Consider the following 20491-nt stretch of genomic DNA (forward strand, 5'->3'; position numbering starts at 1 on the left):
ATCTTGTATCTTCAGCTGTTTTCTTTGAGAGGTGGCCTCTCTTGCCGATGGTTTATCTTATTAGCTTTGAGCTTTACAAAAAGATAAGCCATATAATGAGAGAATACATACGTGAGAACAGTTAATAGGAGGGTACTTCCAAGACCAAGCTTTTGATGGATTAAAACAGCGTACAAACCAATAAAAAGGAAATGAATAAAATAGATTTCTGTCGTTAAGGCACTTGCGCTCTTTAAGAATGTCCACCCTAGTCCATGTAGTTTATTAGATATAAAATAGAGAATGCTTATCCAGAATAGGATAAAAAGAATATAAACTAGATTCACAATTATCGTATGATGGTAATAAGAACTGTCTGATTCATATCCCGTTGGAAAATTAAAAAGGACAACGCACACAGAATATGCAACGAGAATGATAGAGGTAACTTTGAATACCCTCTTATAAAACTCAAATTTATTACCCGTTTGAATTAAATAAGTACCAAAGAGATATCCCCCAATAGGATAGGCAATCCATGTGAAAAATGGGAAGTATGAAAAATCATTGCCAAACAATAGAGCGGTAAAAGGTGCAACAGCTGTTGCTTCATAATAGGGAATATACGGTAACATGAATAAGTTGAATATCATAAATAATAATAAAACAAGCATGTATTCTCTAATGGAAAAGTTGAAATAGAGTGACACGGCAAAAAACAGCATCGCCAGCCCTGCAAATTGCAAAATATCAATATAAAAAAGGTTCTCATACACTAAGTTACTAACTGCCACAGGAGATTCAAACCCGAGAAAAGTATTGATCCAAGCCGGAATAACTGAACGGAATAGATTTAAGATATAGCCTGCCGCTACTAAGGTTAACCCACGTTTGACAAGTAGACCCGGTGTATTCTTTCGAGAATAAATAATCCCAACCCCAAGTAAAAACATAAAAACGGGAGCGGCCGGAACACCACCTAATAGCTGTGTCAAAATCCCATAAATAGACTCTTCTTGAGTAGAACGATTACTAAGCTCTAATAACATGTGTATCAAAACCATAAAAATAACGGCTAATCCTCTGGCTACGTCTAATTCATTTTGACGCCCAACATTTTTTTTATTACTGACGTCTATCAACGATCGCACCTTTTTTGACGATACATGAGATCGTATCCAATTTTCGGAATAATCTTGGTGATGTGAAAATGATTTTGATCATATAGCATTTGAGCTTTTTTCTCATTTTCATGCGTAGATGTATATAAACATAAATACTCTTTCCCGCGCAGCCTAGCTTTTTCTACCGCGTAATCCAATAGATTGATACCGATACGTTGCCCACGATAACGCTCATCCACACAGTACCAGCCGATCCAATCCTTTTTTTCAAAATCGTTCTGCAATTCATAAAGTCCAATGATCCCCATAACATGATGATCTTGTATCGCAATATAGTATTGAAAAGAGCGGACATCTTGATCGACCGTAGCTTGATACTTACTCAGCTCTTTTGAATCCAAGCTAGCTTCTAATTCCCGCGCAGGAAATACGCCTTCCTCCTCGTCACCAAAAACAGAGTTGACTAATAGACTAGCTTCGCCTAAATATTCTTTTTGAAGCTCAACGATTTTCATTTTACTCATCCTTCGCAATGTTATTCCAAGTTGGGAAACCATATTTCTGGAGCTGCAGCTTCTGTTATAGGGTAATACTCGATTTCTGGAAGCAACGATATGGATTGATCTGAGGTCAGTAACCATTCTGACAATACCCGGTTTCGTGTCTGACTGAAGTCCTCATCGGTCATTCCATTCACTTCGAATTTCACCCAGTTTCTTGGCGGAAATTTGACAACTTCAAATTCATTCATTTCCTCAACTTGATCTGTAGTTACTATTCCTACACCGTAAGTAAACCTATCCGTATCTCCAGCTAGACTAATGCCAACAAAGGAAGTCGCAGCATATTTTTTTTCTAATTGACTCAAAGTGCCCTTCATCGTTTCTTGATGCCAAAAATTTTCGATGTCTTTCAAATAAACGGACTTGTCATTAGAAACAGAAATTGTTTTTCCGACAAAATACATCGTGGGATAATATTCTGTTATAGCTAACAAAGGCGCACTGCTTTCAATGCTAAACTTAATATGCATAGGTCCAAAATAGTTGATAATCTGAGAGGTTGACTGGTTTCGAACGTCTTTGGGAGAGACACCATGAAACCTTTTGAAAGCCTTGGAAAAAGCTTCGGGCGTTTCATAGCCCATGTTCAATGCCGTTTCTAAAATGGAGAGGTTTTTCGTTTTCAAGGAAATTCCCGCGTTACTTAACCTCCGATTTCGAATATATTCTCCGATGGTCATACCTGTTATAATTTGAAAAGTCTTTTGCAAGTCAGATACATTCGTATAAAATTGTTTGGCTAAACTATCAGGAGTCAGCTTTCGATCATACAATTGTTTTTCAATTTCTAATAAAGCCTGGGATATAATTTTTATCTGTTCCATTTTGAAATCTCCTTCTAGTTGCTTATTCTAACCCAACCCAATGAAAAAAGTCTGTCTTATTCAAACGAGTTTTGTCCGTTTTCACAAGAAAAAAAAGGCGTTTCGGGAGATGCTCCCGAAACGCCTTTTGGTTATTTTATGCTTTAGCTATAAACCGGTACACTTTGCTCTCAAAATCGCCATGGAACTGCGGGAATGGCAGACCGGCATACATCAGCTCGTCGCCGCCGTACGACTCTCCGGTCGCTTGGAGCGTGTAGTCCAGCTCTGGATTCAGCCCCTTCAAGGTGAAGCGGTTAAGCGGATGATACGGCTGGCGAAGTACAGTCATGAAGAATACCAGCGCTTCTTGCTTATCCTTGGATACAAACATCCAAGCCGTGTCATTGCCCTCGAACGGGCTTTTCAGACGATAGAAATCCCCAAACTGAACGAGGTGACGGACTTCCTTATAGAATGCAACTTGATCCTTCACCACGGTTTTCTCATCTTCCGTGAATTTCGTCAAATCCAGCTCATAGCCGAAGTTGCCGGATAACGCGACGTTGCCGCGAGTTTCAAGCGGAGTCGAACGGCCAACCTGATGATTCGGAACAGCGGATACGTGCGCGCCCATCGAGCTGATTGGATAAACAATGCTCGTACCGTATTGGATTTTCAGACGGCAGACCGCATCTGTATTATCACTCGTCCAGGTTTGCGGCATGTAGTAGAGCATACCCGGATCGAATCGTCCGCCGCCGCCGGAGCAGCTTTCGAACAGAATGTCAGGGAATGCCGAGGTAATGCGCTCCATCACGTCATACAGACCCAGCATGTAGCGATGCGCAGTCTCCCGTTGACGTTCCGCAGGCAACAGCGCAGAACCAATCTCGGTCATATTGCGGTTCATATCCCACTTCACATACGTAATTGGCGCACTTGCAAGTACGGCCGACACCGTCTCTACGATGTAATTGCGTACATCGGCGCGGGACAGGTCAAGCACCAATTGCTGACGCGCAGTCGTTCTTGTGCGTCCTTCAACGTGCAGGCACCAGTCTGGATGAGCGCGGTACAGCTCGCTCTCTGGCGAAATCATCTCAGGCTCGAACCAGAGCCCGAATTGCATATCCAAGTTGCGGACACGATCTACCAGATCTTCAAGGCCGTTAGGCAGTTTCCGGCGATCAACGAACCAGTCCCCCAGCGAGCTTCTGTCGTTATCCCGTTTGCCGAACCAGCCGTCATCAAGTACGAACAGCTCAAGCCCCAGCTCCTGGCCGGCTTTGGCAATCGCTTCGATTTTGTCTGCTGTAAAATCGAAGTAGGTCGCTTCCCAGTTGTTGATCAGAATCGGACGGCTTTGATCGCGGAATTTGCCGCGCGTCAGACGGTTGCGGTACAGGTCATGGAAAGAGCGCGACATGCCGCCAAGTCCTTCAGAGGAATGTACGAGTACAACCTCAGGCGCTTGGAATTGCTCGCCCGGCTCCAGCAGCCAGCTGAAGTCAAATGGATTGATGCCCATGAACAACCGGGACGTGTGGAACTGGCTAACCTCAACCCCAGCTGTAAAGCTGCCGCTGTAAACGAGGTTTACACCGTAAACTTCGCCATGATCTTCATCTGCGCCTTCGCCAAGAAGGGCGATAAACGGATTTTGCATGGAGCTGCTTGAACCCCTGCGGCTCTCAATGGATTGCATGCCTGGCACCAGCTTGCGGCGGTGAATGTAACGCTCGCGCGCCCAAGCTCCCGACAGCTGAAGCATCTCGTATTCATCATTGGCAAAGTCAAGGCTCATGCTCAATGCGCGCAATACTTTCAGTTCGGCACTGCCATTATTGATCAGTCTAGCGGAGCGCGTGATTGCGTTGTAATTTTCGAACACGGTATAAGTCAACACAACAGTCAGTCCCGACAGCGCATCCTTCAACGTAATTTCAAGCGTTTCCGCTTCCTCGTCGCTCTCCGTGTAAACCGAAGGCAGTCCTGCCAGTTGCGGTTTGCCTTTGCGGATTTCATGCGATTCGTAACGCAGATCGGATACGGTCGTTCCGTTTGTCAGCTGTACTTGATAAGCTGGCGAGCGGAAGTCGGAGTTGCCGAATGCCGGATACTCGTGCGGCAGTGTATCCAGTGAAAATTCCGGATCGGTAGTCGGGCTGAACGACGAGCGTTCTTTCAGCTCCAGCAAGCGCTCAAGACGGCTGCCACGAACGCGGCGGCCCCAGTAAAGATGCGCAGGATAACCGCCTTTTACAATTTTGATCACATAGCTAGTTTCGCGAGACTGCAGGTGAAAAATTTGTTTTTGTTCATCAAATTGAATTCCCATGTTGTAAGCCTCCTAGGTTGTGTTAACTATTTGCAGCTAAACCGCCGCAGCTTTCTCTAATAATAAGCTTGGTTTCAATCGTAACCTCCATCGATGCCTCACGGCCTTCGATTCGCTCCATCAGCAGTTGAACGGCTGTCTTGCCCATTTGCTCCGTATAGGCTTTCACTGTGGATAGCGGCGGACTGAGAAACGCCGACATTTCAATATCGTCAAAGCCAACGATCGCCATTTCATTCGGAATGTCCACGCCATGCTCATGTAACGCTCGCAGAGCGCCGACAGCCATCGGATCGCTGCCGATAAAGCAAGCGGTCGGACGATTGTTTTGCAAGAGCAGCGCTTTCATCTGTTCATAACCGCCGTTTGTCGACCAGTCTCCTGCATGCAGGATCAGCTCTTCCTTAAGAAGGCCTTGCTTCGCCAAACGTTCCTTGAAATGTCTGGTCCTCGGATCAAAGCCTTCGTCACTGTCACCGCCGATATAAGCGATCGTCTGGTGCCCCAATTGCAGCAGATGATCGACCACGCTGTTGACGGCTTGCCGGAAATTGAGATGCACGGAGTCGTAATCGCTCAATTGCTCCCAATGATCGACCAGCACGACTCGGTCTGTATGGCCGATGAGATGAACGATGGTCTCCTGAGCTATCGTGCCCACCGCGATAAGTCCGCTAAGCTGATGGCTCGGTTGAAGCTCCATCCCGCTGTTCAGCCTCCATACTTTGCCGATGGATAAGCCAAGCTCCTCACAGCGGGTTTCGATTCCGCGCCGAATGGAGGCAAAGTAAGGGTCGCTGCTCTCCTCTTCAACTGACAACGAGAGCAGCAGTCCGATTTGCTGGTTTGCCAGCATTCCCTCTTGCTTCAAACGCTTAAGACGGGTCGGCTTGTACTGCAGCTCCTCGGCTGCAGCGAAAATCCGCGCTCGCGTAGCATCGCTGACTGCCATTGAAGCATCGTTGTTCAATACGCGAGATACTGTCGCGGAGGAGACGCCGGCCTTTTCGGCGATTTGTTTGATCGTAGCCATCGCATCACCATTTCAGAGTAATTTCCGTTCATCCGCTCCTATAGCAGCAGAGTTTTATTGCTTTGGTTGTTTGGTTTGTTTGAAAACATAAGACGTTTAATTTTAGTTAATAAATTTACTAAATTACATGATTAATTGTATCAAATATAGTCCGCTCTCTGCAACTGTTAGATTAAAATAGGCTGCGCATGCTGCAACAATACCGTCTGTGTTACGTCTTTGTGGATACAATAAACTTAGAAAGTGTCCGCATTTTGAACAAAATGGAGGGATTCGGTTATGAAAAAAATGCTGCTTCAGCTTATGCTGCTTATCATTGTCTTTGCTACCGCATGTTCGGCAAATAACAGTCCGGAAGGAGCAAGCGTTCCGCCAGCAAGCCCTACACCAACCGGTCAACCGCCTGTTACGACGCCGACACCTGAACTGCAGCCAGCCACAGCCGAGCAAACTGCTAAAGCTATTATTACCGCTTTGAAGAATAAAGATCATCAAACTCTCGTTTCCTACATTCATCCCGATAAAGGAGTCCTCTTCTCTCCCTATGCTCATATTGATGTTACTAGCGCCGAAGTATTTAAAGCGGATAAGCTGCCTCAACATGACGATTCTACCGTCTATTATTGGGGCGATTACGACGGGTCTGGTGAAGCGATATCTTTAACTTACGGCCGTTATTATGACAAATTCGTATATGATCAGGATTTTGCCGCTGCTGAAAAGGTTAGCACGGACTCCATCGTCGGCAAGGGCAATTCACTCCTCAATATCAGTGAAGTTTTCCCGGGCAGCACAACGGTGGAATATCATTTCAGCGGCTTTGACCCGCAATACGAAGGCATGGACTGGGAAAGTTTAATTTTAGTTCTGGAGAAGGACGGCTCTGTCTGGCATCTGAGCGCCATCGTCCACTCGAGTTGGACGATTTGAGTGATCGTTGACGCTCCCACGTTTGCAGGATGACCGACTTCTCTTTCTAAACTAAGGTGGCTCGCCATAGCGAAGCGGATTCGCTATTTTGCGAAGGCAATTTCGTTGTTGGGGCTCGGCAAGACTAATTAGTTGGAGGACAGCGAACTTATTTTCGCTTTTCATGAACCAAGGTTCTCAATTAGCGAAATTTTGTTCGTTGTGGACGTACAGTTGGCGGACAGCGGGCTCTGCTGCGAATATGGCTTCGCTGTTTAGCGAAGCTGGTTCGTTCGGGCAAACGTGACATTTATGCAACGTTCGCCAAGCACTGCTCGAGGTTTGAACGCCGAAGTGCGACTGAGCACTCCGCATGCCGAAATGATAACAGCGCTGCCTGAAGGTGGAAGCGCGCGCAGTGCGAGAATGTGCAAACGTGCAAAAAACAAAGCAGGGCTAGCCATCACCGGCCTGCCCTGCTTCCATAAGTTAAAAATCTTTTCGCGTAATAACGAGCAATCCGGCAAGCAGCACAACCACCGTATAGGCTGCCGAATAAATAAGGAAAGTGTTGGACGGCGGGTTATTTACCGCGAATAACATCATAAAGCTGTTGCCGTGCAGACTGTTCGCGAATTCATGAATCGAAAACATCTCCGCCAGCATGCGCTGCTGCAACGAGTCGGCGGGCATGATGAGCGTAATAAGTCCCGTAATCGTCGACAGCGACTTGACTCCCTCTTCACTAATTTGCCCGGTATCGGATACCCTTGAGATCATGCTTCCCAGCCAGCCCATTCCGAACAACATCGTCATCGCGACTCCGTTGCCAAGCGAGCTAAGCCAGCAGGACCCCAGCATGGTTAGCGAAATAAGCAGCGGCACGACTGATGCATAAAGCAAAAAAGATTTGAACAGCACTGCCATTTCCAATTGGATGCCGGTTTGCAACCAGGTTACACATTGAATCGCAATGAATACGATCAGCGCATACACAATACCAAAGACGTTGAAACCAAGCCATCTGCCCAAATACCATTTCCAGCGCTTTATCGGTCTTGCTAGGACGGACTGCAGGACGCCATGCTCAGCTTCTCCAGAAACGGCGGCAACTGAGCTGAATATCGCTAAAAAAGCCACGGCAAAGGCTCCAAAAAAATAACCTAGAGATAGAATAATAGCCCCATCGCGAAAACGTTCGAACAGATGGCCGAATGAAGCAAATTCATTGACATTAGGCTTCCTGTCCCCAATAATAGCATCCGATACGAACCAAAATGCGATCAGAAACAAGGCGGTCATCACAATCGTCATGAGCGTAACCCGCTTCCGCAGCATTTCCTTGAGCGTCAATCGCCACACTGCGTTCATCGGCGTTCCCCCCTATGATCCAGGCCCGAAACGGATTTCAGGAACCACTGATCCAGACGTGACGAAGCCTTCTTCGATTCATACAGCGTCAGTCCTTGCTCAATCAGCCGAAAATGAAGCAAGCCTATCTGCTCTTCATTCTCTACAGCAGTCTCCAGCCAGACAACGCCTTCCTCCAACAATTCCTCAGCTTCAGCATCACTTTCCGTTACGACTGTAACCGACAACCCCGTTGACTCACTTAGCCAATCCAGTACAAAAGGCGTAAACCCGCCTACCTTAAGCAGCCATTTGTTTCGAGAATGAAGTACATCGTTCAAGGAACCATTGGACAGTATCGAGCCGTTATTAAGCAAAGCGATACGATCGCACATTTGCTCGACATCCTCCAGCAAATGCGAGTTCAGAAAGATCGTCTTCCCTCTTCCGCGCAGCCGGATCAGCAGTTCCCTGACTTCATATCTGCCGACAGGATCAAGCGCCGAAGCCGGTTCATCCAGAAACACGATGTCCGGGTCAGCTAGCAAAGCGCAGGCTAGTCCAAGCCGCTGCTGCATGCCTTTGGAATACCCTTTAATCCGGTCCCTGCCCCGGCTGCCGATCCCTACTTCATCCAGCAGAGAGTGAATACGCTGCTTCGCCATTACGCGGTCAAGTCCGCATAATTGGGCATGAAAGTGAAGCGCCTCCTCGCCGGAGAGCCAGCCCGGGTATCGGAACAGCTCCGGCAAGTAGCCTATTCTTCGCCTAGCTTCAACGCTTCCGGCGGCCATGCCGAATATGCGGGCTTCTCCAGAGGTCGGCTTAATCAAGCCGACGAGCATTTTAACCAGTGTGCTTTTCCCTGCTCCATTAGGCCCCAGAAAACCAAATGCTTCCCCCGCTTCAATGTGAAGAGAGACGCCGCGAATGCCGCGGCCGTCTCCATAATCCTTCGTTAACTGTTTCGTTTCAATTGCAGTACTTGTCATTGATGAGTCAGCTCCGTTATCAGCTCAATAACCGCAGCGCGGTCCTCGTACCCTTCAAAATAGGCGCCGACCCTTTTGCCGTCAGCCAGCCACAACGCGCTCCAGGTTGTTTTTTCTTGATCACGCTGGAACTTTTCCAAATAAATGGTTTTATCGTTGATCGTAAACTGCTCCATTTTGCCGTTTGAGACAATTGGGAAAGGAATTTGGCCTTCTTCCAGCCTCGAGGTGTTTACGATGGCATCTCGTATATAGTCCGGCAATACCGGAAGCCGCACCACGGCATCAAACGCTTCCTGTGCGTCAATGCTCGGATCAATATCGATCGTCGGCGCATCCATATAGCTGAGGCTAATCGAACGGCCTTCACCCGACTTAGAGCCCGTCACCTCTTTGTAATACACATTTAAGGCGCGGCCGATCTTAAGGTTCAACGGTTTTCCGTCGACAGATTCCGGCAGCAGTTTTTTCGCGCCCAGCTTTTTCATCGTTTTATTTATCTCTTCGACGTTCAGCTTCAGCGTATAAACTGAGTTTTGATTGGAGCCTTTCGTTATTTCGGTCTGTTCACCTAGCTTCAGCTCGGGCACAACTACCCCGAATTGCTGCAAAATTTGGCTGTCGGTTATATCGCTGTTATACTCGCTCGTTTTACTTGAAACAAAATCGCCGAAACGGGTGCTCAAATTCGCATCGCGATAAAAGATTTGCGCCAACTGTTCCAAATCATTTTCCTGTACGACGACGACTTCATTCATCTTGAACTGATTAAGCAGCGCAGCCAGCGCCTGATTTGTCGTCGGAATCGCGATCATAATCGCAATAACCGCAGCCGCTCCAGACATGCCGACTTTCAGTGCATGCCGCTTTAGCCATCTGCTGCTACCTGACGGCTTCTTTGCAGCAAACGACGGGATCTCTGCCTCAGCCAAACTGCCGCTCTCCACGTTTTTATGGACTGCTGCCAAAGCAGCCACTTGATCGTTAACGCTCTCTTGTACTTGCTCTGAACTTATTTCAGCAGCAGCGCTTCGCTCTTCCGCCCATTGTGCCCACAGCGGCGACTTCTCTTCTCCTGCAAGCTTTGCCTCCAGCCGGGCCCATGCCTCTTCTTTATGCCGCTTCTCATCTGCAGTCCATTTATCATCCTTCATTGTCATTTCGCTAACCTCCTATTCATTGGACATAATACCGTCCGGCTTCATTGCCTGCCGTTTGAACCGTTCTCCCGCCCGTTTCAAGAGCGTGCCCACCTGCGGCTGCTTCAGTCGCAGCTTCTCCGCTATTTCTGCATAGCTGTATCCCGAATATCGCAGCATCAGAAGCTTGCGGTCCCGCTCGGGCAAAGCCTCAAGCAGTTGCTTCACCTGTTCCTGCTCGTCCCGCTCCAAAATCGTCTCTTCATTGGACTGAAAAGCTTGCGGCTGGACCATAAATTGCTGCTCGGACTTTTGAAGCAGCGCCCGCTCCCGATTTTTTTTATCGATATAGTCATAGGCTTGTCTAGTTAGAACCCGATGCAACCAAGCGCCTGCGGCTTCCAGTTGATCCGGCGGATTTCGGTACAGCTTTAGAAAAACTTCCTGAGCAATATCTTCAGCCGCAGCTTCATCGCGCAATAGCGCTATAAGCTTGCGGCGTACGGACGGATAATGCTGGTCGAATAATTGGCGAAACAGATCCGGCGCCGAATGTTCCACTTTCCGATAACCTCCTTTATTTCGCTTAAGCTATCTATAAGACGAACGATAGAACGATTATGTAACAGGGTCAAAAAAAAAGCCGCCTCAGCGAGGCGGCCTTCATGGCCGATACTTTATTGTTCGGCGGATATAGCCGATTCATACAATGCGGCGAACTGATCGGGCGGAACAGGCGGGCTGTAGAAGAAGCCTTGCACCAAATCGCATTTATGCTTGCGAATGATATCCAGCTCTTCCTGTCTTTCTACACCTTCCGTTACAACCTTCATATTGAGATTATGAGCGATGACGATCAGTGATTTGAAAATCATTTGTTTCTTAATATCGCCAACGATGTCATGAATAAAGGTTTTGTCGAGCTTCAAATAGTGAAGCGGAATATTTTGCAAATAGCTAAGCGAAGAATAGCCTGTGCCGAAGTCGTCCAGCGACAGCTTGACGCCCAGCATCTGCAGCTCATGCAAAATTCTCAGCGTATGCTCGGGATTGTCCATAAAGATCGACTCCGTCAGCTCCAGCTCGATCTGCTCCGGCTTTACCCCAGCCTCTTCAATAATCTTCTCTATCGTATGGACGATGTGCTTCTGCTGAAATTGAATCATCGACATGTTCACACTAATCGAAAGCGGCGTAATGCCTTCGCGTTCCCATTGTTTAATTTGCTTGCAGGCTTTCCGCAGCACCCATTCACCAAGAGGAATAATAAAGCCTGTTTTTTCCGCTAACGGAATGAACTCAAGCGGCGATACCATGCCAAGCTCCGGATGCTTCCAGCGCAAAAGAGCTTCCGCTCCGTATACGCGGCCGGTAGACAGCTCGATTTTCGGCTGGTAGACGAGTGTAAATTGCTCCCCCTCCAGCGCGGCGAACAGACTGTTCTCCAGCACGATTTCTTTCTTCGGCACATCATTCATCGAAGGCGAATAGAGCGTAGACGTATTGCGCTGCTTCTTTGACAAGTAGAGCGCAATATCAGACTCCTTCACCAGCCGGTCGCCTGTCCAGTCATGAAGCTCATGCTGAAGACTCATGCCAATACTTGCAGTCATGTAGAACAGCCGGTCCTTCAATCGAATCGGCTCTGCGATAACCTGCAGGATCGTTTCGCCGACCATAATCGCTTGATGCAGATGGCTGATATCCTCAAGCAGCACAACGAACTCATCGCCGCCGAACCGGAATACATGCCCGGAGACTGAATCCGATGTTCCGTTCTGATTCACCACATCTACAATTCGCATCGCAACTTGCTTCAATAGCAAATCGCCCATGGAATAGTCAAGCGTATCGTTAATGATCTTGAAACGGTCCAAATCGATGTAAAGCAGTGCGGAGTGGCTGAAAATACTTCCCTGCTGCAGACTTTGCATTTTGGATTCCCAGTGCCGCGTATAGCCGTAACGGTTCGGCAAGCCGGTAAGCAGATCATGTGTCGCCTGAAATTCAATGAGATCCTCCGCTTCCTTGCGGTAATCGATCATCCGGTTGAAATGATCCGCCATATGCTCAAACTCGTCATTCGTTTGAATATCGAGTTTTTGCTTCAAATCCCCGACAGCAAGTGCTGCGGAAACCTGCGCAACCTTGCGAATATTTTGCAGCACGATTTTTCTGACCAGCAGCACCATCAACACCGTCATTACAATAAGCGCAGCAATCGATATCGCAATCGAATTCCACAAGCTGTTCCTAAACTCCTTGAGCATGTTCTCCTTCGGGATGACGAGCTCAAAGTGCCAGGTATAATCTTTAATTGCAATCGGATAAAAGATACGAAGCACTTTTTTGGACGTATTCGGATCAACATCATAGGACATCGACGACTCATTCTTCTTCAGCAGAGAAGGATTCTCGAAAGTTGACCACGGTTGATAAGGCTGCAGAACCCGATCAGGATAGGCACTGTTCACCACATATTGATTGCCTGATGAGATGATATTGGCGTAGCCGTCCAGCGGATGGAGCTTGCCCACCTCGTTGCTCAGCATCTCCAGCGAAAAGTCTGCCCCTACAATGCCGAGAAATCGTCCTCCCTTATCCACAATTGGAAATACAAAAGAAGTCATCATGATCTTTTTCCCATTGATTTCATAGTCATAGGGTTCCATCATCGTAAACTTCTTCGTCTTTTTCGGGATTTGATAGAAGTCGCCTTCCCCCGGCACTTCATAGTGCCGAAGAGGCATATATTGAACCATCCCGTTCATTCGAACAACATAAGGCAGAAACCGTCCGGTCTCGTCATCATGGTCCGAGGCGTTGCGGTGGGTGGCATCGCTTTGGTCAAAAGCATCAGGCTCCCACAGTGTATATGTACCTAGCAAATAAGGATTATCCTCTATCATTTGCTCCAATAAGCGCACGACAGTGTCCCGGCTGGCCGCGTCATCCTCCCGCATCTCCAGCATTGTGTCCCGCAGCATTTCCAGTTTTGTGAGCGTTTGATTAACGGATTGCGAGAATCTTCCGATATAAGCAGTAGACTGCGTTTGAGCCAGCAGCTCGCCCTCGCGTAAATTCGCATCGTAAAGCTTCATTAAATGAATCGACACCAGCAACGCAAACGACAGCAGCATGAGAGCCCCTAGTGCCGTAATTAGCTTCTGTGCAATACTGAGCCTCATTTTCTTCAAAGTAACGATCCTCCTGTGACTGGAACCATCAGCGTCGATTCGACGATATTTGTCAAAATATGATTTGTTTCTAGTATACTTGACAAATAATGTGAAGCACAATGCAAATGTTCATCCTTTCGTCACTAGAACCTAATATTAATCGACATATCTTGTCGAATTCTATTCCAATGCTCGCCTATCCCCACAACTCACTCCCAAATGCTTATTCCATTTCTCGTCTATAGCAAAAAACCCCCGGTTTCACCGAAGCGAAAAGCGGAGATTTTAGACCATGCACAGAGCCCGGATAGGCTTCGCGCATCAGCATCTTTTAATAGAAGAGATCGATAGGACTACCCTTTGACAGCCCCAGCGGTCATTCCCTTCATGACTTGCTCCTGGAAAATAAGATAGACGATAATCGTCGGAATAACCGCTAGCGCCATCGCCGCCATCGTTAGCTTATAGTCAGTCGAATAACCGGTTGCAAACACCGACAAGCTGAGCGGCAGCGTCTTGAGCTTCGGATCGCTCATAAATACTAACGCAAACGAGAAGTCATTCCAATACCGAAGAAAAGCGAGTATGCCGACCGTCGCGAGCGCCGGCAGCGCTAACGGCAGCATCATCCGAAAGAAAATACCCCAATAGCCCGAGCCGTCAATCTGTGCTGCTTCCTCGACTTCTTTCGGGAAACTGTTCATATAGGCGACGCAGATAAATATCGCTATCGGCAGTTCAAACGCCGTATAGGGCATAATCAGCGCCGCATAAGTGTTCAAAATATGGATTTTATTCATTAATATAAACAACGGAACGAGCGTACTGTGGATCGGAATCAGCATCCCCAGCATGAATACGCCCATAACGAGCAGCTTGCCTCTGAACTGAAAGCGCGACAGCACGTAGCCGCTTAATGCACCAAGTACAAGCGTAAGAATCAGGGAAAGTATCGTGACGAAAAACGAGTTGACGTAAGCTCTCCCCATCTCGGCAACTTCCCATGCCCGGGAAAAGTTGCTCCAGTTCCAGTGACTAGGCAAGCCGAATGGGCGGGAGAAAAACTCTTCGTTCGTTTTCAGTGCGCTTATAAACAGCCAAAGCAATGGATACAGCGTAACTAAGGCGTAGACGGTAAGAGCGGCCCCGATAAGTTTCGATTTCAGCCAACGGAATCGGGGCAATCCCGCTTCCGATCGGCTGGAGGAGGCTGGCTGCAGCGGCCTGGTCATGGGTGCGGACATACGAATCGTCCCCCTCCTATTTTTTGGATTTCATCAAATATTGGCTTCCGGCTACCATAATCAAGCTAATGACGACAATCATCGTAGACACGGCACTGCCGTAACCGAACCGATAGATCGAGAACGTATTGTTGTACATATAGGAAGCCAGCAGCTCCGTCGAATGGGCAGGCCCGCCGCCCGTCATGACATAGATAAGGTCAAATGCCTTCAAACTTCCGGAAATACAGAGCACGACAGCTACTTTAATCGTGTCCCAGATCATCGGGAGCTTAATAGAGAACAGCTTCCGTGAGCCATGGGCGCCGTCAATCTGTGCCGCATCGTCAATTTCGGAAGGAATGTTCTGCAAGGCTGCGATAAACATAACGAGATAAGGCCCTACGTTCAGCCAAATAATCGGAACCATGATGGCGTACATCGATACCGACGGATCGGACAGCCACTGCATCTTCCAGCTGCCGAGTCCCAAAGAGTCGAGCAGAAAATTAAGGACGCCGATTTGCGGATGATAGATGTAGCCCCAAATGATACCGACGACGACCGATGAGAGAACCATCGGCATAAAGATGGATGCGCGGATAAACTTCTGAAACCAGCCGTTTTTCAACAGCACAAGCGAAAGCAGCAGCGCAATCGGCACCTGTCCGAATACGGAAGCAGCTACGATAAGCAAATTGTTTTTAAATGATTTCCAAAACAGCGGGTCTTGCAGCACTTCGGCATAATTGTTCAAGCCGATAAACTTCATCGGGCCAATGCCCTTCCAATCGAAAAATCCGTAATAAGCCGACCAGACGATCGGTACGATGACGAAAAAAATAAAGATGCCCAGCGTGGGGAGCAAGCCGATCGCGATAAAGCTTCTAGTACGCATTGATGTCATGTTCATCCCTCCAACATCGAGCCAGAACGGCGGCCGTGCAGGCCGCGCGCTCCATTAACGGTTCGACTTGCCCTTATTGGCCTAACGCTTTCGATTGCGCATCTTGAATTTTTTTGGCGATATCCTCTGGCTTGCCGCCCATCAGCAGCTCCTGCAGACCATTATTAACCGCTTCGCCTCCTGCAGACGTCAGTTTACCGTCATATACAGGGGTCAGCTTCACGTTGTTCACCAGCTCATAAACTTCGCTGAAGATCGGCGACACTTTGCTCTTATCCAGCTCGACTTTGTAACTGACCAATTGATTGCTCTCCAGCGTCCGCTTCTGCGCATCTGGGCCCGACATTGCATAGATCAGCTCGAATGCAGCATCCTTCTTCGTGCCGGTTGCATCTTTGCCAAGTCCCATGCCGACGCCAACAACGCCTGACAATGTGTTCGGCTCACCCTTGCCGCCCGGAATCGTCGGCAGCACCGTTGCCCCCATTTGCTCCAGTGCTTCTGCATTCGCATTGGAAGCCAGATTCGACAAAGCCCAGCCTCCGTCGATCATCATCGCTGCTTTGCCTTGAGCAAACATTTGCTCCATTTGTGTATTATCAATGGCATTAAATCCGTCCTGGAAAGCGCCGGCTTTGCCCAGATCCTGCATATACGTCAAAGCCTGTACAAATTCCGGATCGGTAAATGAAGCGCCGTCCTGTTTAACTGCCTTCAAAAACCACTCCGTACCCGTCACCCGGTCAGCGAGCGAGCTGAAAATGCTGGATTGCGCCAGCCAAGCCGCTTTATTGCCCAGCGCGATCGGTGTAATTCCTTTTCCTTTCAACACGCTGATGGCGTTCATCAGCTCATCCCATGTTTTAGGAACCGTAAGACCGTTTTGTTCTAAAATCGATTTGTTATAGTAGAGAATGGAGGTTGGTGACAAGCCCATTGGCGCGCTGTAAATTTTGCCGTCAACCGTGAACGCGTCAAACGAGTTTGGCATGAAGCCGTCTTTCCAATCCTGGTGGCTGTCAATCAGCTCGTTCACCGGCTGAATAAGTCCGGCTGCGGAAAATTCCTGTGTCATTGAGCCATTCGAAAGAATAAACACATCCGGCATTTCGCCAGCAGCCGCTACCGTCTTCAGCCTCGTCTTGTAGCCGTCCGGCGGAATCGCTTGAATATCCAGCGTAACGTTAGGATGATCCTTCTGGTATTGCTCTATAATGGAACGCATCGTTTGCGCCCGCAGATCATCGCCCGTGAAATTATGCCAAAGCGACAGCTTCACTTTCTCGCCGCCCGCAGGCTTCTCACCCTCGCCCGCCGTTCCCTTGTCGTTCGTGCCGCCGCATGCGGCCAGGACGGAAATAAGAAGCGCTGCTATTACTACCAATGCCATTCTTTTCTTCATGTCATGTTTCCTCCTTCAATAGTGGGGTTACATTCGAGTATAGGGAAACCAACCTGACATTGGCAGGGGACAGACACCGGATTAAGGGTAGAAAAAGATCAGCTTCTTGCCCGATATTCGGAAGGCGTTAGCCCCGTGTAACGTTTGAACAGCTGGCTAAAATATTTCATATCGGCGTAGCCAACCCGGCTGGCCACGTCGCTCACCTTAATCGGAGAGTCGCCCAGCAGCGCCTTCGCCCGCTCGATTCGGGCAATGGTTACAAATTCAATATAGGTATGGCCGGTCTCGCGCTTAAACACCTCACTGAAATGGTTCGGGTTGAGATGAACGTTTTTAGCGACTTGCTGCAGCGTAAGCTCCTTATCCAAATGATCGTGGATATAGGCGATGGAGCGGTTAATGTAGGGAATCCCTGCGTTTCCCACCGCTTCTGCGTAGACATGCATAAGGTGATTTAAGGGTGCTAGCATTTGCAATCGTTGGCTGTCGCTAATGGCTGCTTGTTCTGAAATCCGGGGCAGATGGGCAAGCGTCCCGCTCCCTTCTCCAAAGGATGCCAGCACGCGCTCAATCCAGCGATGGGCGGAAATGAGCACAGAATTGACGAACGCCTGCATCGATTGCGGCGTAGCATCAGGATCTGCCAGCAGCGCTTCCGTCGTCGCTTCCACCCATCGCTGCAAGGAGGCTGGATCACCCTCCTTGAGAAGTGTGGTGAGCATTTGCTCCTCTTCGATCGTGCAGACGGTACGACCGCCTTTCCGCTCGATCACATTGGCGTAACACAACAAACGCACCTCCCTTGCGAATTCCTGAAAGCCCAGAGCGATGGCCGACTCTTTATTCGATAACGGCAGGCCGCTCCAATCCGCAACGATGGAGCCTGCCCCCGCAAACAATTTGCATTTCAGTCTCCGCTCGATTCGAAGCAGGTCGCTATCAAAGCGCTTTAGCCCGCCTTCATCGCCCAAAAGGCCGTCCCGTCTCAACACGACGAGCAAAACGTTATCACGAATAAGCGCCTCGCCCTCTACCAGCTCTCTCATCATATTGTGGACCGCGAATAGAAGCAGTCTGCCGTCCTCGGCTGCGCCTCCCCAGCCCGAAGCCGTTACGGTAACAGCCTGTAAGGGGGAAGCTGCGCCCAGCTTGAGTCCCGGCAGCAGCTTTCCAGCCTGTTCCAGCTGCCGTTCATCAGGCTCCGGACCGGAGACGAGCTTCTCCAGCAGCGAATCGCGCAGCTGATCCGGCTTTAACGTATGCAAGCGGCCAAGGACCCGCTGCTTTGCCCCGTTAACTGCACGGATGATCTCGTCCGGACGGCTTGTTTTCAGCAAATAGTCGCTAACCCCCTGACGGATCGCTTGCTGCGCGTAAGAGAACTGGTCGTAGCCGGTCAAGATGAGCACTTCACTATCAGGGAGCAGACGTCTGGCCTCACCGGCCAGCTCCAGCCCGTCGCGTCCGGTCATTCGGATGTCGGTCAGTATAATTTCCGGCCGCTCCAGTGCGATCCTCTCCATCGCTTCCTCTGCGGAGGCCGCCGGCCTGAGCAGCTCATAACCAAGCTCCTCCCATTTGATAACTGTGCTAAGACCAGTCCGAATAATAACCTCGTCATCGACGATTAAGAGCTTCATACCGCTTCCTCCTCCTGTGAGATGGGAATTGCGAAAGAGACGCGCGTGCCGATTTGTTCGGTGCTTTCCACACGCAGTCCCGCTTCCGTTCCGTAATGCAGCAGCAGCCGCTTATGGACGTTGCGCAAGCCATAGCTTCCTTCCTGCAGCCGTTCACGCTCTCTGACCCGGTCATCCGGACCGTGCAGTTCTTTCTCGATTGCAGACAGCTTTAGAGCGTCCATTCCAGCTCCGTTATCCGATACGGCAAAAGCCATCCAGCCCCCTTGCCGCTGGGCGGTTACCGTAATTTCACCAAAGCCTTCTCTTTTCTGAACCCCATGAATGAGCGCATTTTCAATTAAGGGCTGAAGCAGCAGCTTCAGCATGACCTGCTCCCGCAGCTCGGGATCAATCCGCATCGTCAGCTTAAAGCGATCCGGGAAACGAATGGCCTGAATCGTCGCATAGTGACCCGCATGCGCGGCTTCCTGCTCCACCGGGCAAAACTCCTCCCCTTTATTCAGGCTGAATCGCAGAAAATCGCTTAAACTGCCAACCATATCGGCGGTCTTCGCATCCTGATTCATAAGCGCCATCCAGTGAATCGAGGATAGCGTATTGTAAAGAAAGTGCGGGTTGATCTGCGCCTGGAGCGCCTGCATATCCGCTTCTTTTTTGTACGATTCCTCCAGCTTAACCTGCTCGGTCAATGCAGCAATCCGCTCGCTAAATTTGTTATAGCTCCGAACCAGCTGACCAACCTCGTCCATCGTCTCGACTGGGTATGTCTGCATTGGCTCCTCCGGATTCGAGCTTTTTAGAAATTGGGTCAGCATCGTCAACGGGTTCGTAATGCGCTGAACGAAATAAAGCACAAGCGCCGTTACGATAATAATCGAGAGCACGATGACGATCGCCATAATTTTCAGCACATAGTTGTTTTGCGACCGGTACTCGGAGAAAGGCATAATGCCCGTCAGCCGCCAATTGACGCCTGCAACCGTATCATGCAGAACTGTCCGTTTGTCATCGCCGCTTCCGTAATTAGCTGCCCCTGAATGGCCTTTAGCGCTGTAACCGGGCAGCAGCTCCGCCATCGTGGCGGGCATCTTTTCTTGAATGGAGCCCGTTAATAACTGTCCTTCCGCATTGGACAGCACAACGCTCCCGCCTCCCGGCATGCCGGCTTGGGCCAATATTCTAGAAAGCGCTTTCTCATCAACGCTAATAACAAGCGTGCCGATTTGTTTGAACGAATTAATGCTTCGAATCGGCCGGACGAGAGAAATAACCTGCTTCGTTCCCGCCGCTGTCGTCGTCTCATAGCGGGTCGACCACCACTTCTCGGAAGCTTGAAAGCTTTGTCCGTCTTGTCCCGAAATCGTCGGCAGCGCTGTCTTAAAAATCGTTGTATTGGATAATAAATGCGATTGGTACATGGGATAAATCGTAATGTCGGAAATATAAGATTTGGAGAATACGAGATTGGATAAAAACTCGATCATCTGCGTCTGCTTGACGGCATCGTCGCCGCGGTTGCTTAAGTACTGCTGAATATCCTTTTGCCCGATAATAAAGATCGAGATGTTCTCAATATCCTGCACGATGAACTCCAAATTAGTAGCCGTCTGGCTTAAAATGCTCAACCCCGACTGCTTCGCCTTCTGCTCCGTTGCTGTTGACGCCATGTCGTAGGAAAACAAACCTAGCGCGAGCAGCGGAATCAATACAGACAGCAGGAGCAAAAAGCTAAGCTTTCGTTTCAGCGAGCTGCTGATCCAGCGCATTTCCCATCTCTCCCATCCTCGCTTCAAGTTCTAGCCTCTTGGTGTGCTATTCACAGCTATCCTACCATACTTTTTTTTAGCAAAACAGATTTTTTGTTTGATTTTTACAATCATCAGGTGTACCCTGTAGGCAGT

The 20491-nt window shown here is 48.9% G+C and carries 16 protein-coding genes; 1 reads left to right on the forward strand and 15 read right to left on the reverse strand.

From position 1 onward, the window contains the following. Positions 1-11 precede the first annotated feature (11 nt). From IEX98_RS21720 to IEX98_RS21740, 5 genes are all read right to left on the reverse strand, one after another. Positions 12-1121, reverse strand: a complete 1110-nt coding sequence (locus IEX98_RS21720; protein WP_188891330.1) for a heparan-alpha-glucosaminide N-acetyltransferase domain-containing protein — start codon at positions 1119-1121, stop codon at positions 12-14. After that, positions 1118-1618 (reverse strand): GNAT family N-acetyltransferase, encoded by a 501-nt coding sequence (locus IEX98_RS21725; protein ID WP_188891332.1) that lies wholly within the window; start codon positions 1616-1618, stop codon positions 1118-1120. The genes IEX98_RS21720 and IEX98_RS21725 overlap by 4 nt, the downstream gene beginning before the upstream one ends. 20 nt (positions 1619-1638) lie before the next feature. Beyond that, positions 1639-2490: an AraC family transcriptional regulator gene (locus IEX98_RS21730; RefSeq protein WP_188891335.1), complete on the reverse strand. Its 852-nt coding sequence runs from the start codon at positions 2488-2490 to the stop codon at positions 1639-1641. Positions 2491-2626: 136 nt separating this feature from the next. Next, positions 2627-4810, reverse strand: a complete 2184-nt coding sequence (locus tag IEX98_RS21735) for an alpha-galactosidase (protein WP_188891337.1) — start codon at positions 4808-4810, stop codon at positions 2627-2629. Positions 4811-4832: 22 nt separating this feature from the next. Then, on the reverse strand, positions 4833-5843 hold the full coding sequence (locus IEX98_RS21740; protein WP_188891339.1) for a LacI family DNA-binding transcriptional regulator: 1011 nt from the start codon (positions 5841-5843) through the stop codon (positions 4833-4835). A gap of 279 nt (positions 5844-6122) precedes the next feature. Between IEX98_RS21740 and IEX98_RS21745 the strand changes: the two genes are divergently transcribed. Next, on the forward strand, positions 6123-6773 hold the full coding sequence (locus IEX98_RS21745; protein ID WP_188891342.1) for a hypothetical protein: 651 nt from the start codon (positions 6123-6125) through the stop codon (positions 6771-6773). A 468-nt stretch (positions 6774-7241) separates the two neighbouring features. Here IEX98_RS21745 and IEX98_RS21750 read toward each other — a convergent pair whose 3' ends face one another. The 10 genes from IEX98_RS21750 to IEX98_RS21795 all read right to left on the reverse strand — a co-directional run bounded on the left by IEX98_RS21750 (position 7242) and on the right by IEX98_RS21795 (position 20383). Beyond that, positions 7242-8123, reverse strand: a complete 882-nt coding sequence (locus tag IEX98_RS21750) for an ABC transporter permease (protein WP_188891345.1) — start codon at positions 8121-8123, stop codon at positions 7242-7244. Further along, complete coding sequence (locus IEX98_RS21755; protein ID WP_188891347.1) at positions 8120-9094, reverse strand: ABC transporter ATP-binding protein; 975 nt, start codon at positions 9092-9094, stop codon at positions 8120-8122. The genes IEX98_RS21750 and IEX98_RS21755 overlap by 4 nt, the downstream gene beginning before the upstream one ends. Further along, positions 9091-10254 (reverse strand): hypothetical protein, encoded by a 1164-nt coding sequence (locus IEX98_RS21760; protein ID WP_188891348.1) that lies wholly within the window; start codon positions 10252-10254, stop codon positions 9091-9093. The genes IEX98_RS21755 and IEX98_RS21760 overlap by 4 nt, the downstream gene beginning before the upstream one ends. A 12-nt stretch (positions 10255-10266) precedes the next feature. Next, the gene (locus IEX98_RS21765) at positions 10267-10794 is read right to left on the reverse strand and encodes a sigma-70 family RNA polymerase sigma factor (RefSeq protein WP_188891350.1); all 528 of its coding nucleotides are present in this window, start codon (positions 10792-10794) and stop codon (positions 10267-10269) included. Between the two features lie 116 nt (positions 10795-10910). Beyond that, complete coding sequence (locus IEX98_RS21770) at positions 10911-13421, reverse strand: bifunctional diguanylate cyclase/phosphodiesterase (RefSeq protein WP_229692328.1); 2511 nt, start codon at positions 13419-13421, stop codon at positions 10911-10913. 344 nt (positions 13422-13765) lie between these two features. After that, positions 13766-14656, reverse strand: a complete 891-nt coding sequence (locus IEX98_RS21775; protein ID WP_229692313.1) for a carbohydrate ABC transporter permease — start codon at positions 14654-14656, stop codon at positions 13766-13768. Positions 14657-14672: 16 nt separating this feature from the next. Further along, positions 14673-15548: a carbohydrate ABC transporter permease gene (locus IEX98_RS21780; protein ID WP_374705375.1), complete on the reverse strand. Its 876-nt coding sequence runs from the start codon at positions 15546-15548 to the stop codon at positions 14673-14675. A 67-nt stretch (positions 15549-15615) separates the two neighbouring features. Beyond that, complete coding sequence (locus IEX98_RS21785; protein ID WP_188891359.1) at positions 15616-16944, reverse strand: extracellular solute-binding protein; 1329 nt, start codon at positions 16942-16944, stop codon at positions 15616-15618. Positions 16945-17042: 98 nt separating this feature from the next. Next, positions 17043-18587 (reverse strand): helix-turn-helix domain-containing protein, encoded by a 1545-nt coding sequence (locus tag IEX98_RS21790; RefSeq protein WP_188891361.1) that lies wholly within the window; start codon positions 18585-18587, stop codon positions 17043-17045. Then, positions 18584-20383: a cache domain-containing sensor histidine kinase gene (locus IEX98_RS21795; protein WP_229692314.1), complete on the reverse strand. Its 1800-nt coding sequence runs from the start codon at positions 20381-20383 to the stop codon at positions 18584-18586. The genes IEX98_RS21790 and IEX98_RS21795 overlap by 4 nt, the downstream gene beginning before the upstream one ends. Positions 20384-20491: the final 108 nt, after the last annotated feature.

This window comes from Paenibacillus radicis (ex Gao et al. 2016) (genome assembly GCF_014641555.1).
Taxonomy (GTDB): domain Bacteria; phylum Bacillota; class Bacilli; order Paenibacillales; family Paenibacillaceae; genus Pristimantibacillus; species Pristimantibacillus radicis.